The sequence below is a fragment of the Pseudarthrobacter sp. LMD1-1-1.1 genome, from assembly GCF_040676255.1.
Taxonomy (GTDB): Bacteria; Actinomycetota; Actinomycetes; order Actinomycetales; family Micrococcaceae; genus Arthrobacter.
Genome location: NZ_JBEGHP010000022.1, coordinates 216,428 through 236,475, shown reverse-complemented (window position 1 = coordinate 236,475; position 20,048 = coordinate 216,428). Strand labels below are relative to the sequence as shown.

Sequence of the window (20,048 nt, the reverse complement as noted above, 5' to 3'; positions counted from 1 at the left end):
AGGAGGAGGGGTGCGTCACGCTTTGACGGCACCGGTGCCGAGGCCGGACTGCCAATACCGCTGAAGGAACAGGAACGCGGCCATGAGGGGGAGTACCGAAACCAGTGACCCGGTGATGACGGTGGAGAACAGCGCCTGGGATCCGGAACCGGCTGCCGATGCTGCCTGCCATTGGGCAAGTCCGACCGGAAGAGGGAACAGTTCAGGGCTGTTGAGCATGATCAGGGGGAGGAAGTAGTTGTTCCAAGAGGCGACGAGTGCGAACAGCAGCACCGTGATCGAGCCGGGTACGAGGAGCCGGAGGACGATTTGGAAGAAGATGCGCATTTCACCCGCCCCATCGACGCGGGCGGCTTCGATGAGTGAGTCCGGGACTGCGTCGGCGGCGTAGACCCTCATGAGGTAGACGCCGAACGGGCTGACAAGGGACGGCAGGATTACTGCCCAGGGGGTGTTGGTCAGGTTTGCCCCGGCGAAGAGCAAGTACGTGGGGATGGCGAGGGCCGTCATGGGAATCATCACGGCGCCCAACACGAGGGTGAACATCGCGTCACCACCGGGGAACTTGTATTTAGCGAAGGCATACCCCGCGGCAGTAGCCAGAGATGATGCGCCCAGGCCACTGACGACGGCGTAGACCAGGCTGTTGATCATCCAGTGGATGAAGACGCCGTTTTGGAAGGTGAAGACATTGTGCAGGTTTTCGGCCAGGTTCATGTGGGAGAACCAGAGGCCGAAACTGCTGAACAGGTCTTCGTTTGCCTTCGTGGAGGCAACGACGAGCCAGAAGATCGGCAGGAGGAAATAGACCAGGCACAGCAGCATGGCGACGGTCAGGAGCGTGCTCCGGCCCGATCGTCTGCGCCGCGCCGGCGCCGTAGTCTGGGTTCCTGTTGCGGGTCGGTCGGCGACTGTAGCCGTCATAATGCCTTTTCCCTTCTGTTCGCGGTCAGTTGAACCCCATAGCTGACGGCCATGATCACGATTCCAAGCAGGAAGGCGATGGCCGCTGCATAGTTGGCATCCTGGTTGACGAAGGAAAGCTGAAAGGCGTACATGTTCGGCGTGTAATCCTGACCGATGGCTGCGGGGGCGATCACCCGCAGGAGGTTCGGTTCATTGAAGAGCTGGAATGATCCGATGACGGAGAAGATCGTGGTCAGCAGCAAGGCACCTTTGATGGCGGGTATCTTGATGGACCACGCCACCCTCCACTCACTGGCGCCGTCGACCCGTGCCGCCTCGTACAGTTCGGCGGGGATGGACCTGAGGGCCGCATACATCACGATCATGTTGTGACCGACGAATCCCCACGTCACGATGTTCATGATCGAGAAAAGGACGTTACCCCCGGCGAGGAAATCCGGCGCCGGAAGCCCAAGCGACTTGGCCAGTTGCGCGAAGGGGCCGAAGTCTTTCCCGTAAAGGTAACCCCACATCAGTGTGGCGATCACGCTGGGAATCGCGTACGGCAGGAACACCCCGAGACGAATGAACTTTTGCAGGCGCAGCATCCCGCTGTCCAGGATGAGGGCGAAGAGCAGCGACAGGCCAAGCATGACCGGAACCTGGATGACAAGGAACAGCGCCATACGGCCGACTCCACTCAGGAAGGACGGGTCAGTCAGTGCGCGGGCGTAGTTGTCCATGCCGACAAACGAGATGCCTCCGATGAGTTGCTTCTTGAAGAGGGAGAGATAGCCTGCATAGCCGAGAGGTACCGCGACCATCAGAATGAAGGTGGCCATGAAGGGCATGGACAGCGCGTAGGCTGCCACGTACTGTCGCCGCCGCGCGATGTTCGCCGTCTTCCTGCGCGGGGTCCGCTGTGCTTGCCGGGGAGCGGTTTCAGCTTGCAACGGTGAAGCCCTGTCCCTTGGCGTATTGCACCAGGTCATCCTGCCAAGCGGACAAGGCCGCGTTGAGATCGCCCCAGTCGCCGATGGCTTTGCCCATGGTCTTGTCGTAGCTGCTGGCGGCGTAGTCGTTGAATGGCAGGAACTGGAAGCCCTCCTGCACAGTCGAAGCGATGTCAGTGAACTCCTTGTTGACCTTCTGGCCACCGTAGAAGCTTGCTGCGGCATCCGCGAAGGCGGGGTTCTTGAGGGTTTTCGTCGACGGCGGGAACAGGAACTGTTCGTTGGCCAGGGTCAGTGCCGCCTTGTCATCCGTGTTGACGAAGCGGGCCAGCATGGCAGCGGCAATGGGGTTCTCGCTTGACTTCAGGACGGCGTCGGTTGAACCGCCGTAGTTGCCGCTGGCGGGCTTCGAGGGGTCCCACTGCGGCAGTGGTGCGGCGCGCCATTTGCCGGCCGTGCTCTTCGCGGTTCCCTGCAGGAAGACCGGGCCCCACGCACCTGTCAGCCATGCCGCGTACTTTCCGTTGTTCAGGCCCTGGTACCAGGCGTCGGCAAAGTCGGGCTCGTTACCGATGTTCCCGGAACGGAAGAGATCGTTCCAGTAGGCGGTGACCTTCTTGCACGCGGCGTCGCCGGTGAGGTTGATTTTGACATTCTTTGTTCCGTCGTATGAGAAGGGCCGGCCCCCGGCCTGCCAGAAGAGGCCCAGCATGTTCGCCTCCGAGCTGGGTGCCCAGTTCACGAGCATGCTCGATGGGTTCTTGCCCCGATAGTTCGAAACTGCGGCCGCGAAGTCGTCCCACGTCTTGGGGATGGCGATTCCGGCGGCCGTGAACAGGTCCTCGCGGTACAGCATCCCCATGGGGCCGGTGTCCTGCGGAACGCCGTAGATACCCTTGCCGCCGGGCGTCACGCCGTCCCAAACCCAGGCCGGGTAGTCGGCCTTCAGGTCACCGATGCCGTACGGGGACAGGTCCAACAGGTTGTCTGTAAGGGTGAACGAAGGAAGTTTGTCGAACTCCATCTGCACCACGTCCGGTGCACCCTTTCCAGCCTGTATCGCTGCCCGCAGCTTCTGGTAGTGCGCTCCGCCCTGGCCGACGTTCACTACCTCGACTTTGACGGCAGGGTACTTGGCCTGGAACAGGTCGACTTCTTTTTGGATGTCCGGCACCCACGTCCAGAAGGTCAGCTTCGTGTCCTTTTTCATTGCCGCATCAATATCAGCCTGGGATACAGGGGAGGAGGGGCCGCCCGACGCCGGGGACGTCCCACCGCCACAAGCGGTGAGAGCGCTAACACTTAAGGCAGCCAAAGGGAACGCGGCCAGGATGGAGCGACGTGAAATATCTCGTGACATGACTTCTGCTTTCTATTGGGAGGGTGACGTGGGTGCGGCAGTTCGCCCGTAAGGTTGGCGCGCCGCTGCGCCAGTGAACGTGGGTGGTGTTCGTTCTTACGGGAGGTGGTGAAGCTGGCCAGTCAGGCCAGACTGCCGAAGTAGGGTGCGGTGGATGCCCGCACGATCAGTTCGGTGGGAAGGTGAATGCTGGTGTTTTCCGCCTCGCGTCCCTCAATAAGATGAATAAGTTCGCGGACGGAACGTTCTGCGACGGAGGAAAAGTTTTGGCGAACCGTCGTGAGGGGAACCATTTGGTAGGCGGCTTCGGGAACGTCGTCGAAGCCGATCACTGATATGTCATTCGGGATGCGCATGCCCTGCTCGGTGAAGGCGCGGATGGCGCCCATCGCCATGTGATCGTTGGCGACAACGATGGCAGTCGCGGCCGCCCGATCGAGGGTCAGCGCCGCTTCGTATCCGGACTTGGGTGACCAATCGCCTTCAAGAAGGGGGCCGGGGTCCAGTCCCAGGTCCTCCACTTCCTGCAGCCATCCGTCGCGGCGCTGGGCTGCTGAGTCCCAACTAAGCGGTCCGGCAAGGTGCGCAATCCGACGATGCCCGGAGTTGTAAAGATGCCGGACGGCAGTCCTCGTGCCTGCCATCTGATCCGAGTCGACCAGCACGTACTTAGCTGACTCGGTCGTTATGGGGCTGGTGGTGACCAGGGGCATGTCAGTCAGGGCGGACGCTTCGAGATGGAGGGCTCCCGCCACACCGGAAACAATCACTCCCTCAACGCCACGCACCATCAGATAATGAATGGCTTCTTCAAGTTGCGCCTCGGACGCCTCCCTGACCGTGGTGAGTGTCAGGCCGTAGCCGGCCTTCCAGGCAGCCTGTTCCAGGCTGAACAATCCCGCGGTGGGCCCGTAAAGAGAGCTTGCGGTTGCGATCAGCCCGATCTGATGGGTCCGTTGCGTAACCAGGGCACGGGCAGCTGCGTTCGGGCGATAACCCAAGGCCGCCACCGAACGCAGGACCTGGGCGCGGACCTGGGGCCGCACATTGGCTTCGTTGTTGACGACGCGGGACACCGTCTTGGCGGAAACCCCGGCATGAGCTGCGACGTCCGCAAGTCGGGGCAACGCCTGTTTCGATGCTTCTTTCGGGGATGCTCCGACAGCGCTGTCATTCATGTGTGTGATCTAACTCGCTTACTGACAGCGCTGTCAATGATAAGGCGACTCTTCGTGACCCATTCGTTATAGTCCGACGTTGTGCGGATTTCAATGAGGTGAGTGACGCTGGGTCCCGGCACGCCGGCGTCGGTGCACTCGAGACCCTCTTCACCTTCCGGGTCGAAGCATGTCAGGGCAAAGACGCCACTACAGGAGTGCTCCCGTGGGTTTGTTCTGTTGCGGGTCTCGATGTTGCGGAGTCAGGTGCTTCGACTGCACCTTTCAGTTCGTCCAAAGTCGGCGGGTTGGCTCCGGCCCGCTGAACGGTGATGGCCGCCGCTGTGGCTGCAGTGCGTCCCAGCTGCTCCAGGACAGCAGGGGCGAAGCCTTCAGTTCCGCGGGTGAGGAGACCAAGGATGAGCGCGGCCATGTAGGAGTCCCCGGCACCAATGGTGTCCACGACCGAGGTCCTCACCGCAGGGATTGTGACGCCTGCGGCAGTGGAGGTGAATTGGGACCCTTCGGCCCCTTTTGTTATGACCACCAGGCCGGTGCCGAGCCGGAGGATATGGTCGGCAATTTCCTCAAGAGTCTTGTTGGGATAGAGCCAGTGGGCGTCTTCGTCGCTGAGTTTCACGACGTCGGTCAGGGATACGAGTTCTTCGAAAATCCCTTTCGCTTCTGCATGGCTGCCCAGCAACGAGGGACGGATGTTCGGATCGTAGGTCACGGTGCACTGTGCGTGGGCTTGTTCCATCAGGGCTTTGACCACGCCCGCCCCCGGGTCCAGGAAGGTGGCTATGGAACCCGTGTGGAGGATTCCCGGCAAGTAGGCAGGCGTTGCTGGTGGCAGTTCCCAGTGGATGTCGAAGTCGTACTCCGCGGAGCCGTCAGGCCCAAGGATTGCTGCGGCCGTTGCCGTGTGCGCGAGAAGCTTTGATTCCGGCAGGAGAGTTACTCCTGCCCGGCGTAGGTGCTCTTCTATCAGTGTGCCGCGTGCATCCGGGGCGATGGCCGTCAGCAGCCCGGTGGCGACGCCCAAAAGCCCTAGGCCGTAGGCGACGTTGGCCGGCGATCCACCGGGATGCTCAACCTGGCCGTCCGGAGTGGTGACCACGTCGACGAGTGCTTCGCCGACAACCAGGACGTCCAGGAAGCGTTGGACGTCATGGGGAGTTGTTTTGGGGTTTGCCATGATCTTCTCTCCGGCAGGTGATGGTAGGGGAGCGGGCAGGCCATTCGGCGGCCGATGGCAGAATGGCCTGTCCGTAGCGTTTTGCGTTGGGTTATGACAGCGCGCTGATTTCGTTGATCGTGAGGTTGCCGAAGGTGGCAGTTCCCTCGTGTGCGTAAAGACGGATGCCATTGTCCCCGTCAAGGGGGAACACCCGGTGTGAGTGCACTACCCGTCCGTCTCCTACGAACAGTTCGACGCTTGTCCGGTCAACGAGGATGCGGAGCGTTAGGCGCCCTGCCGAGGGGTCGATGGGCGTCTGGCTTTCCCCGCCCGTTGGGTTGATGGTGGGTCGCCGGTTGACGTACACGAAGGGGCCGCGGAGGAATGCGCCGGCCGCGACGTGCCGGCCCCCGCCGGCTGCACGGCAGATCTCAAGACCAACGTTGGCGGGCGGCCTGGCCGGATCCCACCTCAGCTCACAGTTCAGGTCATAGGCCAGTGAGTTGATATCGAGGTCCCGGGTGCCGGTGACAGTGACGTCACCAAGGCGGTGGCTTTGCTTAACGTGGTCGCTCAGGCCGGCTGTCGGGGCTGAGACGAGGTGGTAGCTGGTGCCTTCCTTCTTCAGCCGGACATCGCGCACGATCATGTCGTCGCCGTTGTACGCGTCAGTCGCCAGGGTCGGGGTGTTGTGGGGGTAGTCCCAGAAGTTCGCCCATCCGAGCGCCCGGCGCAGGGTGGCATCCTCTGCTCCGGAGGTGTCGTGGTGGGGGTAGGTGACTGCTCCGTAGAAGTCATAGCCGTAGTCCAGCCATTCCGGCTCGGCCTGGTCGGGAACAAAGGTGGTGCCGTTGAATGACCCAATCCAGTATGCGTAGGTTGCGGGCAGGCCGCGGCCTTTGCCGTTGGCGCTGGTGCCGAGGACCCAGTGCGAAGTACCGTCGTCGGCGGTCATTTGAAAAAGGTCGGGGCACTCAAGCAGCCCCAGATCAGTGCGGATGAACTCGCCGACCCGCTGCCAGGAGCGCAGGTTCGGGGATGTGTAGAAGCCGAGCTTCTGCCCTTCGGCGTTGACCATGAACCACTGACCCCGGTCGGCGTCCCAGATCACTTTCGGGTCGCGGAAGTCCTGTACTCCGGGGTTGGGCAGGACCGGGGCCGGGTCACCGGGCTGGAACGAGCGCCCACGGTCCGTGGAGTACCAGAGGTATTGGGCCTGGCGGCCTTGGGGCGCCTGCGTTACGAGGGCAATCACGGCGTTCTCGCCGTATCCGGCAGTGTTTCGTTCGTCGATGACAAGGCATCCTGACCAGCAGTCGCCGTTGTCGTTGCTGAACTTTGGAATGGCGACGCCGCGGTCGCGGAAGGAGACGTGGTCGGTGGTGGTCGCGCGGCGCCACGATGTGCCTCCACCACCCTGCAGGTAATCGCCGTTGTAGAGGTAGTAGTAGTGGTATTCGCCATCGATGTAGATGGGCCGCTGAGGGTCGTTTTTCCAGTTGTCGGGGACGCTGAAGTGATAAGTCGGGCGCATGCGGGTTGGTCCTTCAAAGGGCGGCTTGGCCGGAGTGGCGCTTGGGGTCTCTGGTGGTGCTGCTCCTGCCGGCTGGGCCAGGGAGGCGGAGAGTGCGAGCGATCCTGTGAAGGCAACCGCTCCACTTCCGGTGAGGAGAGCGCGCCGGGAGACAGGGGGTAAATTTTGCATGGGTTCCCTTTCGGTAGACAGCTTCGGTGCTGCTACAGCATGGATATTGATGTTTTCGGGCAGCGCAGGGCGGTGCTGCTGTCGTATTCGATGTACCGTGCACCTGCCAGGACAGACGGGACGGGTAGCCCGTTTGTGAAACAGGAATTTCAGGTTGCAGGCTGCGGTTCCGTTGAAAGTGCGTGGCCGCCGCCGGCGCCTGGCCGGTAGAGGTGGCAGCGGACCCAGTGGCGGTCCAGCGGATCGCCCACCTGGTGCCGGACGGGTTCCCCGGCTGAGCAGCGCTGACCCGGATCGCCTTCGAAGGGGCAGGTGGTGGAAGCCATGACAGCCTGCCGGAGCCGGGCGCGCTGAACGGGGTCGTAGGAGCCGGCACGGGCGGGATCCGGAACAGCCGAGACCAGCAATTGGGTGTAGGGGTGGGCCGGGTTGGCCAGCAGGTCCAGGGATTCGCCCTCTTCCACGATTTCGCCGGCGAACATGACAGCCGTCCGGTCCGCGAGGTACCGGGCTGAGGCGAGGTCGTGGGTGATGTAGAGCATGGAGATGCCCTGTTCATCGCGTAGTTTCCGCATCAGGTTCAGCACGCCGATGCGAACTGAGACGTCCAGCATGGACGTTGGTTCGTCGGCCAGGATGACTTGAGGTTCGACGGCGAGCGCGCGTGCGATGGCGACCCGTTGACGTTGCCCGCCTGAGAGTTCGTGGGGGTAGGAGTTGAGCATGTCAGCCTGCAGCCCGACGGTGGTCATGAGCTCCTCGAGACGATGCCGGGTCTGCTCTTCGGTTCCGCGCCGGCCGGAGCCGCCTTTGCCGTGAATCACGAGTGACCGTCGCAGGAAGTGCTCGACCCGGTGTACGGGGTTGAGGGAGCCGAAGGGGTCCTGGAAGACCATCTGAAGCCGGGAGCGGAACGTGCGTGAGGCCTGGAAGCGGTCGCGTTTGAGGACGTCGACGCCGTCGAGCAGTATGGCGCCTTCGCTGGGTTTCTCAAGCCTCGCGACACAGCGGGCCAGGGTGCTTTTGCCGGAACCTGATTCCCCGACGAGTGCCACGATTTCTCCGCGGCCGATGGTGAGGTCTACATGGTGCAGTGCCCGGACGGTCTGGCTGGAGAACAGGCCGCCGGTGTGGAATGACTTTCCCAGTCCGCGCACCTCCAGGGCCGGGGTCCGGGTGGAAACATCCGGCCGTGTTGGGGAGTGGACGGTGTGGCTCATTGTGCTGCTCCTTCAAAGACGGCGGCTTCGGCGTCAAACGGTGCCACGAAGTGGCCCGGCGCAATTTCGGTAAGGTCCGGGATGTTCTGGAACTTCACGCCTTCGGGCAGGCCCTTGAGCGGGACCCGCGGGCCCGTGAGCGGCGGGAAAGCGCCCATGAGGGCCTGGGTGTAGGGGTGGCCGGGTGTGGTGTAGATGTCCTGGGCTTTGGCGGTCTCCACGATGCGGCCGCCGTACATGACGGCCATGCGGTGGGAGAGTTCCACCATCAGGGACATGTCGTGGGTGATGAACAGGACGGAGAAGCCCAGTTCGCGCTGGAGGTCCTTGATCTGCGCCATGATCTCCTGTTGCACCACCACATCCAGCGCGGTGGTTGGCTCGTCCAGAATCAGAAGTGACGGCTTCAGGGCGACGGCCATGGCGATAACGGCGCGTTGCCGCATCCCGCCGCTGAGTTGATGCGGATACGACTTGAGGCGGCCCGGATCGATTCTCACCAGCTCCAGCAGCTGTGCTGCGCGTCGAAGGGATTCCTGGCGCGAGTAACCGGCGTGCGTGGTGAAAATGTCGGCCATCTGCTCCCCGATGGTCAGCACCGGGTTCAGCGAATTCATGGCTGACTGGAACACCATGGCAACGTCCTGCCAGCGAAAACGGCGCAACTCGTCCTGGCTCATCGCCAGCACGTTCCTGCCTCCGAAGGAGATGCTGCCGGCAGCGATCTTCGCCGGGTCCTTGAGCAGCCGCATGATTGAGTTGGCGATGGTCGACTTTCCACAACCCGATTCGCCGGCCAGCCCGAACACCTCACCGGCGCCGATGCTGAAGGAGACGTTGTCCACGGCCGTGGTCGAGCGGGTGTCTCCGATGTACTTGACGGTGAGGTTCTTGACGTCGAGGACTGGTTCGTGGGAGCCGAAGGAGGTCTGGGAGACGGTCACTGTGCCGCGCTCCTTTCGGTGGGTGCGGGTTTGCGGATCTTCCGCAGCCGCGGGTTGGTTACTTCGTCGACTGCGTAGTTGATGAGTGCCAGGGCGAATGCCACCAGGGCGATGCAGAGGCCGGAGGGGACGAAGACCCACCAGCTTCCGGTGAGCAGGGCGCCTTCGTTTCCGGCCCAGAAGAGGTTGTTTCCCCACGAGACGGTGCTGACGTCCCCCAGGCCAAGGAATTCGAGGCCGGCCTGGGCCCCGATGCCGTAGATGACGCAGGCAAGGAGTGTCCCCATCACGATTGATGCCATGTTCGGCAGGATTTCGCGGAACATGATGCGGCCAGCGCGCTCACCGGACACGACGGCGGCAGCTACGAAGTCCTTGGAACGGATGGACAGGGCCTGTGACCGGAGAACGCGAGCCGAGCCGGCCCATCCGGTGACGGTGAGTACCAGGATCACGGTGCCCAGTCCCGGGGGCAGGAAGGCGGCCAGGATGACGAGCAGCGGCAGGCCGGGAAGGAGGAGGAAGACGTTGGTCAGCAGCGACAGTGTTTCATCGACGAATTTCCCGATATAGGCCGATGCCAGCCCGACGAGGATACCGACGAAGGTTGACGCAAACCCGACGGTAAGGCCCACGAACAGGGAACTCCGGGCGCCGTGGACGGTCAGGGCGAGCACGTCCTGGCCCTTGGCAGTGGTTCCGAGCCAGTGCTCGCCGTCCGGTTCCAGTGAGGCCATGCCGGTGATCCGGGAGGGGTCGCCTGGGAACAGCATGGGCGCGGCCAGCGCCAGGACGATGAAGACGAGCATGATGGCCATGCCGGTCATGGCCTTCTTGTTGGTGGTGAGTCCGTGGATGAAGCCGCGGTTGGTTTTGCGGGCAGCTTTTGCTTCGGTTGGCTGCTGGAGGATAACGCTGGTCATGGTCGGTCCCTTGGTTACGGGGTACGCAGTGCTCAGTTGCTGCGCACGCGGGGGTCGAGGCGGACGTAGAGGATGTCCACCAGGAAGTTCGCCAGCAGCACGGCGGCGGTGATGGTCAGGAACAGGCCCTGCATGAGTGGGTAGTCAAGGCCCTGGACGGCGTTGAGGAGTTGGTAGCCGACGCCGGGGTAGGCGAACACCACCTCGGTGAGAAGGGCCCCGCCCACGACGAAGCCCAGGCCCATGCCGAAGCTGGTGACGGACGGAAGCATCGCGTTCCGGGCGGCGTACCGGAGCATGATGCGGGCCGGGCGGAGGCCCTTTGCTTCGGCCATGGTGATGTAGTCCTCGGAGTTGGTGGCGATCATGGTGTTCCGCATGCCAAGCATCCAGCCACCGATGGAGACCAGCACGATGGTCAGCGCCGGCAGTACGAGGTGGGCGGCGACGTCTCCGAGGAACTCGGTGGTGAACGCCGGCTCCAGGCCGTCCGTGAACGCGTGCCGGATCGGGAACCAGCCCAACACCACGCCGAACAGGTACAGCGCGCCCATCGCGAGCCAGAAGTATGGAAACGAACCGATGAAGACCAGCACGGGAGGCAGGGCTGAATCGACCGCGCCGCCGCGGCGCCACGCTGCCAGGATGCCCAGCAGGTTACCGACGACGGCGGCAATCACCAGGGCGGTCCCGCCGAGCAGCAGGGTCCAGCCGATCTGGGACGAGATGACCTCCGTGACCGGTGTGGGGAACCGTGAAATCGATACCCCCATCTGCCCGGTGAGGATGTTCTGGAGGTAGCCGGCGTACTGTTCCCAGATGGGCCGGTCGTCGACGCCGAGCAACTTGCGCAGGGCCTCAATCTGTTCGGGCTGCATTCGGTCCTGGGAGCGGGCGAACATTCGGGAGACGGGGTCCCCGGGCATGAAGCGGGGGAGCAGGAAATTCAGGGTGATGGATGCCCAGAAGGCGATCAGGTAGAAACCCAGGCGGCGCAGGATGAAGCGCACGGTTTCCCTCCAATTCGGGAGTGGTGAAAGTGTGGGGGGCTGGCCGCCGGATAGTCCGGCGGCCAGCGGTGTCGCGCGGTGGGCGGCCAGGCCCTTACTTGCGCGGTTCCAGGCTGGTCAGCACCAGAACCGTGGTGGGTGCGCGAACCGAGAGGGTGGCGTAGGGATTGTCCTGGGTGGGCCAGCCAATGAAGCGGGTGTCGTTGTAGGCACCCCACTCCGGGCCGGAGAAGAGCGGCACCAGCGGTGCGGCGTCGTTGTACTCTTCCTGCAGCTTGTTGGCAATATCCTTCTGCTTGGACTGGTCCGTGGCGGTAGCGAACTCCGTCAGCAGGGCATCGGCTTTGGGGTCGCCGAAACGGTGGTAGTTGTCGAACGTCTTGGTACCCACCGGCTTCACCGTGGAGGAGCCCATGGAGGTGTTGAAGTACTTGTACGGGCTGGGGTCGTTGGCGCTCCAGACGATGCCGGAGTCAAAGTCACCGGTTTCGTAGCCTGACACAACAGCGGCCCAGTCCGGGGAGTCCACTTTCGCGGTCACACCGACTTCTGCCAGGTTCTGGGAGATCACGTTGGCAACCGAGAGCCAGTCGGACGAGCTTGAACCCACGGAGATCTTGAACTCGAACGGCTTGCCGTCCTTGAGCGTGCGCTTGCCGTCGGCGCCCTTGGCGTAGCCCGCCTTGTCCAGCAGCTCATTGGCTTTCTGGACGTCGTGGTTGGTCCAGGTGCAGTTGTCCTTGACCTGGGTGTTCTTCCAGGTCCCGTAGTTGCCGGAGAGCCCGGTGCAGTCGGCCGGCTGGGCGTAGCCGCTCATACCGATCTTGGTGACCTGGTCCCGGTCCACGGCCATGCTTAGCGCCTTACGGACGTCAACATCGTTGAAGGGCGCTTTGGCGGTGTTGAGCTGCCAGTTGATCATGGCACCGGTCGGCGGGAACCAGTAGTGCCGGTTGTCCTTGTCCTTTGAGACGAAGGTCTTTTCGATGTTCGGGATGTACTGGGGCGCCCAGTCAACGTCGCCGTTTGCGGCGGCGAGGTTGGCGCCGTCGTTCCCGGCGAAAGCGAGCATCTTGATGCCGGCGATCTTCTGCTTGTCCGGCTGCCAGTAGTTGGGGTTCTTCTTCAGCACGAAGGATTGGGCCTGGAAGTTGTCCACCTCGGTGTATGGTCCGGTGCCTACCGGTTTGGCGTTGGCGTCCTTCTCCGGATCGGCCAGTGCGGACCAGATGTGTTTGGGCAGGATGCTGAGTTGGCCGACGTCGTAGAGTGCGGGGGACCAGGGCTTGTTGAAGTTGAACGTGACCTTGTTGCCTTCTGCGCTCACGCCGTCGAGGTACTCGTAGCCGCCCTTCAGCTTCTTCTGAAGCTCGAACGTGTAGGCCACGTCGTCGGCAACAAGCGGCTGCCCGTCGGACCACTTCACACCATCGCGCAAGGTGAAGGTGATGGACTTGCCGTCGTCCGCGGCCTTCCAGTCGGTGGCGAGCCACGGCACGGTGTTCCCCTGGGCCGGGTTGAAGACCAGGAGGGACTCGTAAATGGACTGCTGGACCATGGGGTTGACGGTGGGTGCGAACGGGTTGAAGTTCTGCACGAACGTGCCCATGTCTTCACGGGGAATGGTGAGGAACGCGCTCGCGTTGGCCGCGGCGTCGGTGCCGCCGGGCTTGTTGCCGGTGGCGGCGCAGCCGGTCAGCAGCATCGCGCCTACGGCCAGTCCGGCCGCGGCAATGCGGGCAGACGTAAAGAACCTGGTTTGTGTCATGATGGTTTATCTCTTCCTGTCTTCATCAGCAAGGTGAAGGGTGGGTGGGGATGTGCTCTTCGACGTTGATTTCGCGGTCAGACCGAAGAGCGTTCTAGCAGCGGACAGTCGACCAACTGCTGGCCGGCAGTGATCGGCTGTCCTGCTGTAAGGGCGGCAAGCGTCTGGACTCCCAGAGCGCCCATCTTTTCGAACGGCAACGCAACCGTGGTCAGCTTGGGCCTGAGGTAGGCTGCGATGAGTTCCTGGTTGTCGAAGCCGATCACGGCGATGTCACCGGGGATGGCCAGGCCACGTTCCTTGATGGCGTCGTAAGCGCCCATGGCCATGCGGTCATTGAGGCAAAAAAGTGCGGTTGGCCTCTCCTTGGCCGGGTACCGGTCAAGGATTTGGCAGGCAGCGTCATAGCCGCCATCTGCCGTTGCATACCCGGCCACCACCAGCTCCGGATCGAGCTCAAGGCCTGCGTCGGCCAGGGATTCCCGGACCCCCTGCAGACGCCCGACAGCTGCAGGGATGCCCGGGTCCAGGTTGATCACACCGATCCTGGTGTGGCCGGCCTGGAGGAGGCGTTCGATGGCCACCCGTCCGCCGGCCCTTTCGTCGGGGACGATCGAGGGCAGCTTTCCGTCCAGGTCGAAACAGTTGACGAGCACCGTGGGCACTTCGTGCGCGCTTGGGGGCACATGTACACCGCGGTGGTGCGTTGCCGCGTACAGCAGGCCTTCCACCCGCTGCTCCAGCAACTTCTCAACGGCAGCCTCCTCCATTCCTTGGTTGGGGCCGGCCGTATCGCCCTGGTCCGACGGGGCAATAAGCAGGAATCGATGGTCGATCCAGGCCTGGTCCTGGGCGCCTTTGATGATGTCCACTGCGAAGGGTGCGGTCACGATCTCGGTGACAATCCCATACCAGTCGCTGCGCTGGGATGCCAACGCCCTGGCCCCGGCATTTGGACGGTAGCCCAAGGCCTGGACGGCGTCGGCGATCCGGGTCCGCGTCTCTTCCGAGATGCTGGCGTTTTCGCGGTTGCTCAGCACGAATGAGACAGCCGTCCGTGAGACTCCGGCATGCTTGGCGACGTCACTCATGGTGACACCACGCTGCCGTGCAGCAACGGGTTTGCTTGAGGAGGCGTTTTTCGCCATTGAATGCTCCAGTGGTCTTCATTGAGCCGGGTAGTGCCAGTTCTGCCGGGAGGACAACTGTCCAGCCCGGTTGCAAGTAACTCGCGTTACCTTGCGCGTGTGGTCAAAGTTACCCGCGTTACTAAGGGGTGTCAATAGCCGCTGGTGGGCGCGGACATCCCCAGCCGTTTTCCGGCCGGGACGTGTGGCGGTTAGGGACGGTTCTTGAAGGACTCGACCTTCCCCGGGTCTCTTTCGACCACCGGGCCGAGGATCTCATCGATTCTCACGAGAAGTTCCGGGTCAAGCTTGACTCCTGCAGCCTGGACGTTGTCGACGAGTTGCCCGGGCCGGGATGCTCCCACGATGGCTGCCGAGACGTTGGGGTTCTGCAGTACCCATGCGACAGCGAAGGCTGCCATCGACAGTCCGGTCTCTTCGGCCAGGGGTTTCAGTTGCTGGACACGGGTGAGGATGTCCTCGCTGAGAAAGCGGTGGTCGTTTTTCAGGCCGCCGTTGTCGGCGCGGAAGCGGGAACCCTGTGGGGCCGCGGCGCCGGGAGCGTACTTGCCGGTGAGGACTCCCTGGGCGAGCGGAGACCAACAGATCTGGCTTATGCCCAGCTCCTCGCTCAGTGGAACGATTTCCTGTTCGATGACGCGCCAGAGCATGGAATACTGCGGCTGGTTGGAGATGAGCTGGATGCCAAGTTCGTTGGCCAGGGCGGCGCCCGACCGTAGCTCGTCCGTCGTCCACTCTGAGACCCCGATATAGTGCGCTTTCCCGGCCCGGACGATATCGGCAAAGGCCTGCATGGTCTCTTCCAGCGGGGTCTCGTAGTCGTATCTGTGGGCCTGGTAGAGGTCGACGTAGTCGGTTTGGAGACGGCGCAGCGATGAGTTGATGGACTCCATGAGGTGTTTTCGTGACAGGCCGCGGTCGTTCCGGCCGTCCCCCGTTGGGAAGTAGGCCTTGGTGAAGATCTCGACGCTTTCACGGCGGGTCCCTTTGAGCGCCTCGCCCAACGCTTGCTCGGCCCGGGTTCCGGCATAGGCATCGGCGGTGTCGAAGGTGGTGATGCCCAAATCCAGTGCTTGCTTGACGCACTGCGTCGCTGCATCCTGGTCAATCTGCTCACCGTGTGTGAACCAGTTTCCGTACGCGATTTCGCTGATGTATAGGCCGGAGGATCCCAGCTTGCGGTGTTCCATCAGGCTTTTTCCTTTCCTAAATCGATGAGTTGGAGCGCAGCGTCGGCTGTGCCCCCAGTGGAGTACAGGGTGAGGGATGTCTGGGCACGGTCAGGGAAGATCAGTTCAGTCACGGTGGCGAGCCCATAGTTGGCGAAAATTTCCACGGAGCAGTGGTCAACGAAGATCTGGAGCGCGTAACTGCCGTCCTGCCGGGCGGCAATCGGAGCGAGGCTGGTGGAGGGGAAAGCTTCGTGAAAGCCGGTGTCCCCGGAGCGGGTACGGTCCACGATGAGTTCTCCGCTGCGGGGCCGGATCCCGATCCGCGTCCCGGCCGTGCCGTCGGCTGAACCCCTGACAACAAGGCCGAACTCCTCGGCACCGCCCGGCGTAAAGATGATGTCAATGGCCTGTACTGCTGCGCCGCCCTCGACTGCTGCCTGGCCGTTTATGGTTAGCCACTGCAAGGGGCCGGACTCCGACGTTGCTTTTACTTCCGGCGCGGGTTGCTGAACGAGCCTGGGTTGACCGTTCACGGAAACAAGGGAAATGTCCCTGACCAGGCTCATGGGACTGCGCCAGGGAGCGGTGGGAATGTGGTTGGCATACTGCCAGTTGTTCATCCAGCCGATCATCAACCGCCGGTTTTTTGGAACGTTGCTGAACGAGACGGCTGCATAGTAGTCCCGGCCCCAGTCAAGCCACTGGTAGTCGGGTACGCGCTCCGGATCCTGCAAACCCTCGGTGAGGCTTGTCTCGGAGCGGAACGTGGCGCCGTCGAACTCTCCCACAAAATACTGGCCTGCCGACCCGCCGTTCGGGCCTCCGGGGTTCATGTTCACCGTCAGGACCCATTTCCTGACCGAGGTGTCACCGTTCAGCGGCAGCTCGAAGAGGTCCGGGCACTCCCAGATCCCGCCGGTGCCGTTTGCAGGGCCGAAGGTGCTGAGGTATTCCCAGTTCTTGAGGTCTTCCGAGCGGTAAAGCAGGACAGTGAAGTCATGTGCTTCGACGGCCACCATGACCCAGTAGCTGCCGCCCGGGCCGTCATAGCGGAAGACTTTTGGGTCCCGGAATTCCGGTGAGTTCCTGGTGAGGACCGGGTTGCCGGCATACTTCGTCCAGGCGTAGCCGCCGTCAGTGCTCCATGCGATGGACTGGGCCTGGGTGCCCTGATGGGGGGAACCCGGTTTGTATGCACTCGTGTAGATGGCCACCAAGGGGGCTTTTCCGTCTGCGCCGAATCCACTGGTGTTGCCGGTGTCCACCACGACGCTGCCTGAGAAGATTTCCTCGGTTTCATCGCAGGGGATTGCTACCGGTTGTTCCTCCCAGCTGACCAGGTCTGCTGAGGTGGCATGGCCCCACGACATGTTGCTGTGAACGTTTCCGTAGGGGTTGTTCTGGTAATAGAGATGGTAGACGCCCTCGTGGAAGACCAGTCCGTTGGGATCGTTAAGCCATGTGTTCCTGGCAGCGTAGTGGATGGCCGGCCGGTAGGTGTCGAGGGTCGGGGTGACGCTGTTCATTGTTCTCGTTTGATGGCCGTGTGCGCGGTCCGCAGTGCCATGGAGAGGCCGTGGGTTGGCATGAAGATGCTGCCCTGACCCGGGCAGGCGGCGCCTGGGCCGGCCTGAAGAATCGGGTTTTGTGTCATGATGGAATATCTCTTTCCTGTCTTCATCAGCAAGGTGAAGGGTGGGTGGGGGATGTGCTCTTCGACGTTGATTTCGCGGTCAGACTGAAGAGCGTTTTAGCGGCGGACAGTCGACCAACTGCTGGCCGGCAGTGGTCGACTGTCCTGCTGTCAGGGCGGCGTCCACCAGGTGCCACGTTCTGGAAGGCGCTCACCGTCATATCTCCGGAGGTGGCTAAACGGCGTCCTTCGACGACGCCGCATTTCCCGCCGCCGCCATTGAACCGTCACCTGTACTTCTTGAGAAAACGCGCCCTCTCCCGGGAGGGCTTGTGGCCAACACCTTTAGGTAACGCGCGTTACTTTGATGTGATCCACGTTACCCGCGTTACCCCTCGGCTGTCAAAGAGCGCCAGGGTGTGGAGCCCGCCCGGCGATGCTGCTATCCGGGTCGGCGGCCAGAGCCCTGAGCGCGTCAGACCTTTGCGTTGTAGACGTCAAGTCCGAACCGGTTGAGTCCGGGCGTTCCGGCGTACCCCAGGTACGGCAGGCCGAATGTGTCCTCGATGCTGGCCAGCAGGCTGTAGTGGTTGTAGGGGGTGGTGGACCATGTCCCGCCCTTGGTGAACGGAGACAGCACCAGGGCTCCCACCCTGCCGCCGCCCATCCCTGTGATGCCGGGCAGCGCAGCGTTCGGTCCGGGACCTTCCCCGCAGCAGGCGCTCGCGTCCGACTGCGGCCCGTCGGACTCGTCGAAGGTAATGACCAGGACGCCGTCCTGCTTGAACGCGGGGGAGGACGTGATGGCCGGAACCCACTGCTTGAGCCATTCGTCGGCGCTCGCAAGCCCGCCCGGATGTCCGTCAACGCAGGGGGAATCGTGCCCGTCGTGGCACAGGTTGGGGGTGATCATCGACAGGTTGGGCGTGGTGGCAGCGGAGGCGAGGTCGGTTGCTAAGGCGGTCAGGTCGACGTCGTTCGCGGCGCAGTCGGGCGATCCGGTGATCCCCGCGAAGTACACGAACGGGTTGTGCCGCGCCGCATACTGGTCGCCCACCCGCGCCTTCTGCGTATCATCGACGGCGCCCAGGGCAGGGTGCCGGCAGGGAGAGCCCATGTCCTCCATGTAGCCCTTCCAGGTTTTGCCGGCCGCTTTCAGCTGACCGGCGACGGTGGGAACGCCAGTGGGGAAGACGCACCCGTCACCGACGGCCTGGCCGGGGCTCGCGGTGCCGGCGCCCACGAACGGCGTGTAGGTCTGGCAGTCGGCCTGCATCTGGGCGTTGGGGCCCTGCCCGGAAATCTGGGCAACATAGTTGGGCTGGGAGTTGTGCGCTGTGCCGTAGTACTGGTTCAGCAGGACGCCCTGGCTGCGCAGGGTCTGGGAGAGGTAGGGAGCGGCCGACGCCGGGCCCCACGTTTCGTCGTAGCCCTTGTTTTCGAGGTTGATCACGAAGACGTGGTTGGCTCCTGGCAGGTAGCCCTGGCTTGGTGTCGACGCAGTGGGGGCGCTGATGGCGGCGGCGGGGTTGAGGGTGGCCGCAGTTCCGGCGAGGGCGGCGGCAAGCACGGCCATGGCGGCCAGGGCGGGGCGGAGTTTGATTTTCACGGGAGCTTCCATCCGTCAGCAAGTGCTTTTTCTTTCAGGCCGGACCATTCCTCGGCCGGAGGCGGGCCCACCGGGGTGCAGGCAGGGCCGGCCACAAAGGGCGGGACCAGATACGTGGGGGCGGCAAGGTTTGCGGGCGTTCCGAAGTCCAGGACCTCGGCAATATTGCGTGCGGCCTGGTCCCGGGGCGTCAGGGGAGGCAGGTTCCAGCGCCACTCGATGGCCTTCAGGACCGAGGTGTGGTCGTAGACGTCGTGCGCAACGTATCGGCGGCGTGCGCGGGGTGAGACCACCAAGGAGGGAACACGGAATCCGCGCAACGCTGTTTCCGGGCTGGTGTCCGGTGCCGTCGCCGGGGGAACGTGGTCATAGAAACCGCCCCATTCGTCGTAATTGACCACCAGCATGGTGTTCGCCCAGCCTGGGCCGGACGTGACCGCGTTGTAGACCTCGGCGAGGAACGTTTCGCCGGAGCGGATGTCCGCGTGCGGATGGTCGTCGCCGGAGGTTCCTGAGCCTTCGTCCGTGAAGCGCGGGTCAACAAAAGAGACGGAAGGTAGAGCGCCCGCCGAGCAGTCCGCAAGGAACTCCGCGTACGGGCGGGAGATGCCCTGGTACTTGGTTCCCCACAGTGCCGTGAATGGGATGTCGCCGTAGTAGTACTTGCCTGAAACACCTGCCGCGGCCAGCCGGTCCCAGATGGTGGGAAGGGTGGAGGTGGTGGAGGAGTTGTGGATCCTGTCCGTGGCCGCAGCGTGTTGGTAGAAGCGGTTCGGGTACGTTTCGGCCATGGTAGCGGCGAAGTATCGGTCGCAGACAGTCCAGTCCGGTCCGGCCTGGCGCCAGAAGTCAAGGTCCGGCGCGCTGTAGTAACCCACGGCGAACTCGTCGTTCTCACCCGCCCGCAGCCAACCGTCGTTTCTGCCGCCGTTGTACTGGATCCGGCCGCCCTCGTAGGAGTGGTCCGGGTCCGGATGGCCGCAGCCCTGGAAGTCGGTCAGGTGGTAGGTGGAGTGGGGGACGCCGTAGCGGTCGGTGTAGCTGAGGCCGGACTGCGTGCCGTCAGCACCGGGCAGCCAGCCCAGGAAGTGGTCGAAGGAGCGGTTTTCCATCATCACGACGACGATGTGCTCGATGCCCGAGTCGCCGGGCGTCGGAAGCGTGGACGGTGCGGCGGCGGCCGGCCGGAAGGCGCTGCCGGCGGCCAAGGTGGTCGCGGCAGCGGTTCCTGCGGCGCCAAGGAAGTGGCGTCTGGAGAGGTTCACGTCTGGTTCCTTGCAGGTGAGGAGGACGGCGACGCGGGCACGCCCCCCGCCTTGGGCCGGTCGCCGGACCTGAAGTTACTGGTCGGTAAGATTTT

General features: G+C 63.2%; 16 protein-coding genes. All 16 read right to left on the bottom strand.

Annotated elements, in window-relative coordinates; all coding sequences use genetic code 11:
• Window positions 1-15: 15 nt before the first annotated feature.
• Window positions 16-924, bottom strand: a complete 909-nt coding sequence (locus MRBLMD1_RS11655; protein WP_364399618.1) for a carbohydrate ABC transporter permease — start codon at window positions 922-924, stop codon at window positions 16-18.
• Window positions 921-1,859, bottom strand: a complete 939-nt coding sequence (locus MRBLMD1_RS11650) for a carbohydrate ABC transporter permease (RefSeq protein WP_364399616.1) — start codon at window positions 1,857-1,859, stop codon at window positions 921-923. Before MRBLMD1_RS11650 ends, MRBLMD1_RS11655 begins: the two co-directional genes overlap by 4 nt.
• Window positions 1,849-3,069: an ABC transporter substrate-binding protein gene (locus MRBLMD1_RS11645; RefSeq protein ID WP_364399613.1), complete on the bottom strand. Its 1,221-nt coding sequence runs from the start codon at window positions 3,067-3,069 to the stop codon at window positions 1,849-1,851. Before MRBLMD1_RS11645 ends, MRBLMD1_RS11650 begins: the two co-directional genes overlap by 11 nt.
• A 272-nt stretch (window positions 3,070-3,341) precedes the next feature.
• Window positions 3,342-4,397 carry a LacI family DNA-binding transcriptional regulator gene (locus MRBLMD1_RS11640; RefSeq protein ID WP_364399611.1) on the bottom strand — a complete coding sequence of 352 codons (1,056 nt, stop codon included), beginning with the start codon at window positions 4,395-4,397 and terminating at the stop codon, window positions 3,342-3,344.
• Between the two features lie 172 nt (window positions 4,398-4,569).
• Window positions 4,570-5,574: a PfkB family carbohydrate kinase gene (locus MRBLMD1_RS11635; RefSeq protein ID WP_364399608.1), complete on the bottom strand. Its 1,005-nt coding sequence runs from the start codon at window positions 5,572-5,574 to the stop codon at window positions 4,570-4,572.
• A 91-nt stretch (window positions 5,575-5,665) separates the two neighbouring features.
• A complete protein-coding gene (locus tag MRBLMD1_RS11630; protein WP_364399605.1) occupies window positions 5,666-7,090 on the bottom strand; it encodes a glycoside hydrolase family 32 protein in 1,425 nt (474 codons plus the stop codon).
• 320 nt (window positions 7,091-7,410) lie between these two features.
• Window positions 7,411-8,481, bottom strand: coding sequence for an ABC transporter ATP-binding protein (locus MRBLMD1_RS11625; protein WP_364399602.1), 1,071 nt, complete (start codon window positions 8,479-8,481; stop codon window positions 7,411-7,413).
• Complete coding sequence (locus tag MRBLMD1_RS11620) at window positions 8,478-9,425, bottom strand: ABC transporter ATP-binding protein (RefSeq protein ID WP_364399599.1); 948 nt, start codon at window positions 9,423-9,425, stop codon at window positions 8,478-8,480. The genes MRBLMD1_RS11625 and MRBLMD1_RS11620 overlap by 4 nt, the downstream gene beginning before the upstream one ends.
• Window positions 9,422-10,348, bottom strand: a complete 927-nt coding sequence (locus MRBLMD1_RS11615; protein ID WP_364399596.1) for an ABC transporter permease — start codon at window positions 10,346-10,348, stop codon at window positions 9,422-9,424. Before MRBLMD1_RS11615 ends, MRBLMD1_RS11620 begins: the two co-directional genes overlap by 4 nt.
• Before the next feature lie 32 nt (window positions 10,349-10,380).
• On the bottom strand, window positions 10,381-11,358 hold the full coding sequence (locus MRBLMD1_RS11610; protein ID WP_224025977.1) for an ABC transporter permease: 978 nt from the start codon (window positions 11,356-11,358) through the stop codon (window positions 10,381-10,383).
• 94 nt (window positions 11,359-11,452) lie between these two features.
• On the bottom strand, window positions 11,453-13,126 hold the full coding sequence (locus MRBLMD1_RS11605; RefSeq protein ID WP_364399593.1) for an ABC transporter substrate-binding protein: 1,674 nt from the start codon (window positions 13,124-13,126) through the stop codon (window positions 11,453-11,455).
• Window positions 13,127-13,203: 77 nt separating this feature from the next.
• On the bottom strand, window positions 13,204-14,274 hold the full coding sequence (locus tag MRBLMD1_RS11600) for a LacI family DNA-binding transcriptional regulator (RefSeq protein WP_159633123.1): 1,071 nt from the start codon (window positions 14,272-14,274) through the stop codon (window positions 13,204-13,206).
• Between the two features lie 191 nt (window positions 14,275-14,465).
• Complete coding sequence (locus MRBLMD1_RS11595; protein ID WP_159633126.1) at window positions 14,466-15,464, bottom strand: aldo/keto reductase family protein; 999 nt, start codon at window positions 15,462-15,464, stop codon at window positions 14,466-14,468.
• Window positions 15,464-16,972, bottom strand: a complete 1,509-nt coding sequence (locus tag MRBLMD1_RS11590) for a glycoside hydrolase family 32 protein (protein WP_364399589.1) — start codon at window positions 16,970-16,972, stop codon at window positions 15,464-15,466. Before MRBLMD1_RS11590 ends, MRBLMD1_RS11595 begins: the two co-directional genes overlap by 1 nt.
• Window positions 16,973-17,554: 582 nt before the next feature.
• Window positions 17,555-18,688, bottom strand: coding sequence for an alkaline phosphatase family protein (locus tag MRBLMD1_RS11585; protein WP_275180023.1), 1,134 nt, complete (start codon window positions 18,686-18,688; stop codon window positions 17,555-17,557).
• Complete coding sequence (locus tag MRBLMD1_RS11580) at window positions 18,685-19,953, bottom strand: alkaline phosphatase family protein (RefSeq protein WP_364399586.1); 1,269 nt, start codon at window positions 19,951-19,953, stop codon at window positions 18,685-18,687. Before MRBLMD1_RS11580 ends, MRBLMD1_RS11585 begins: the two co-directional genes overlap by 4 nt.
• Window positions 19,954-20,048: the final 95 nt, after the last annotated feature.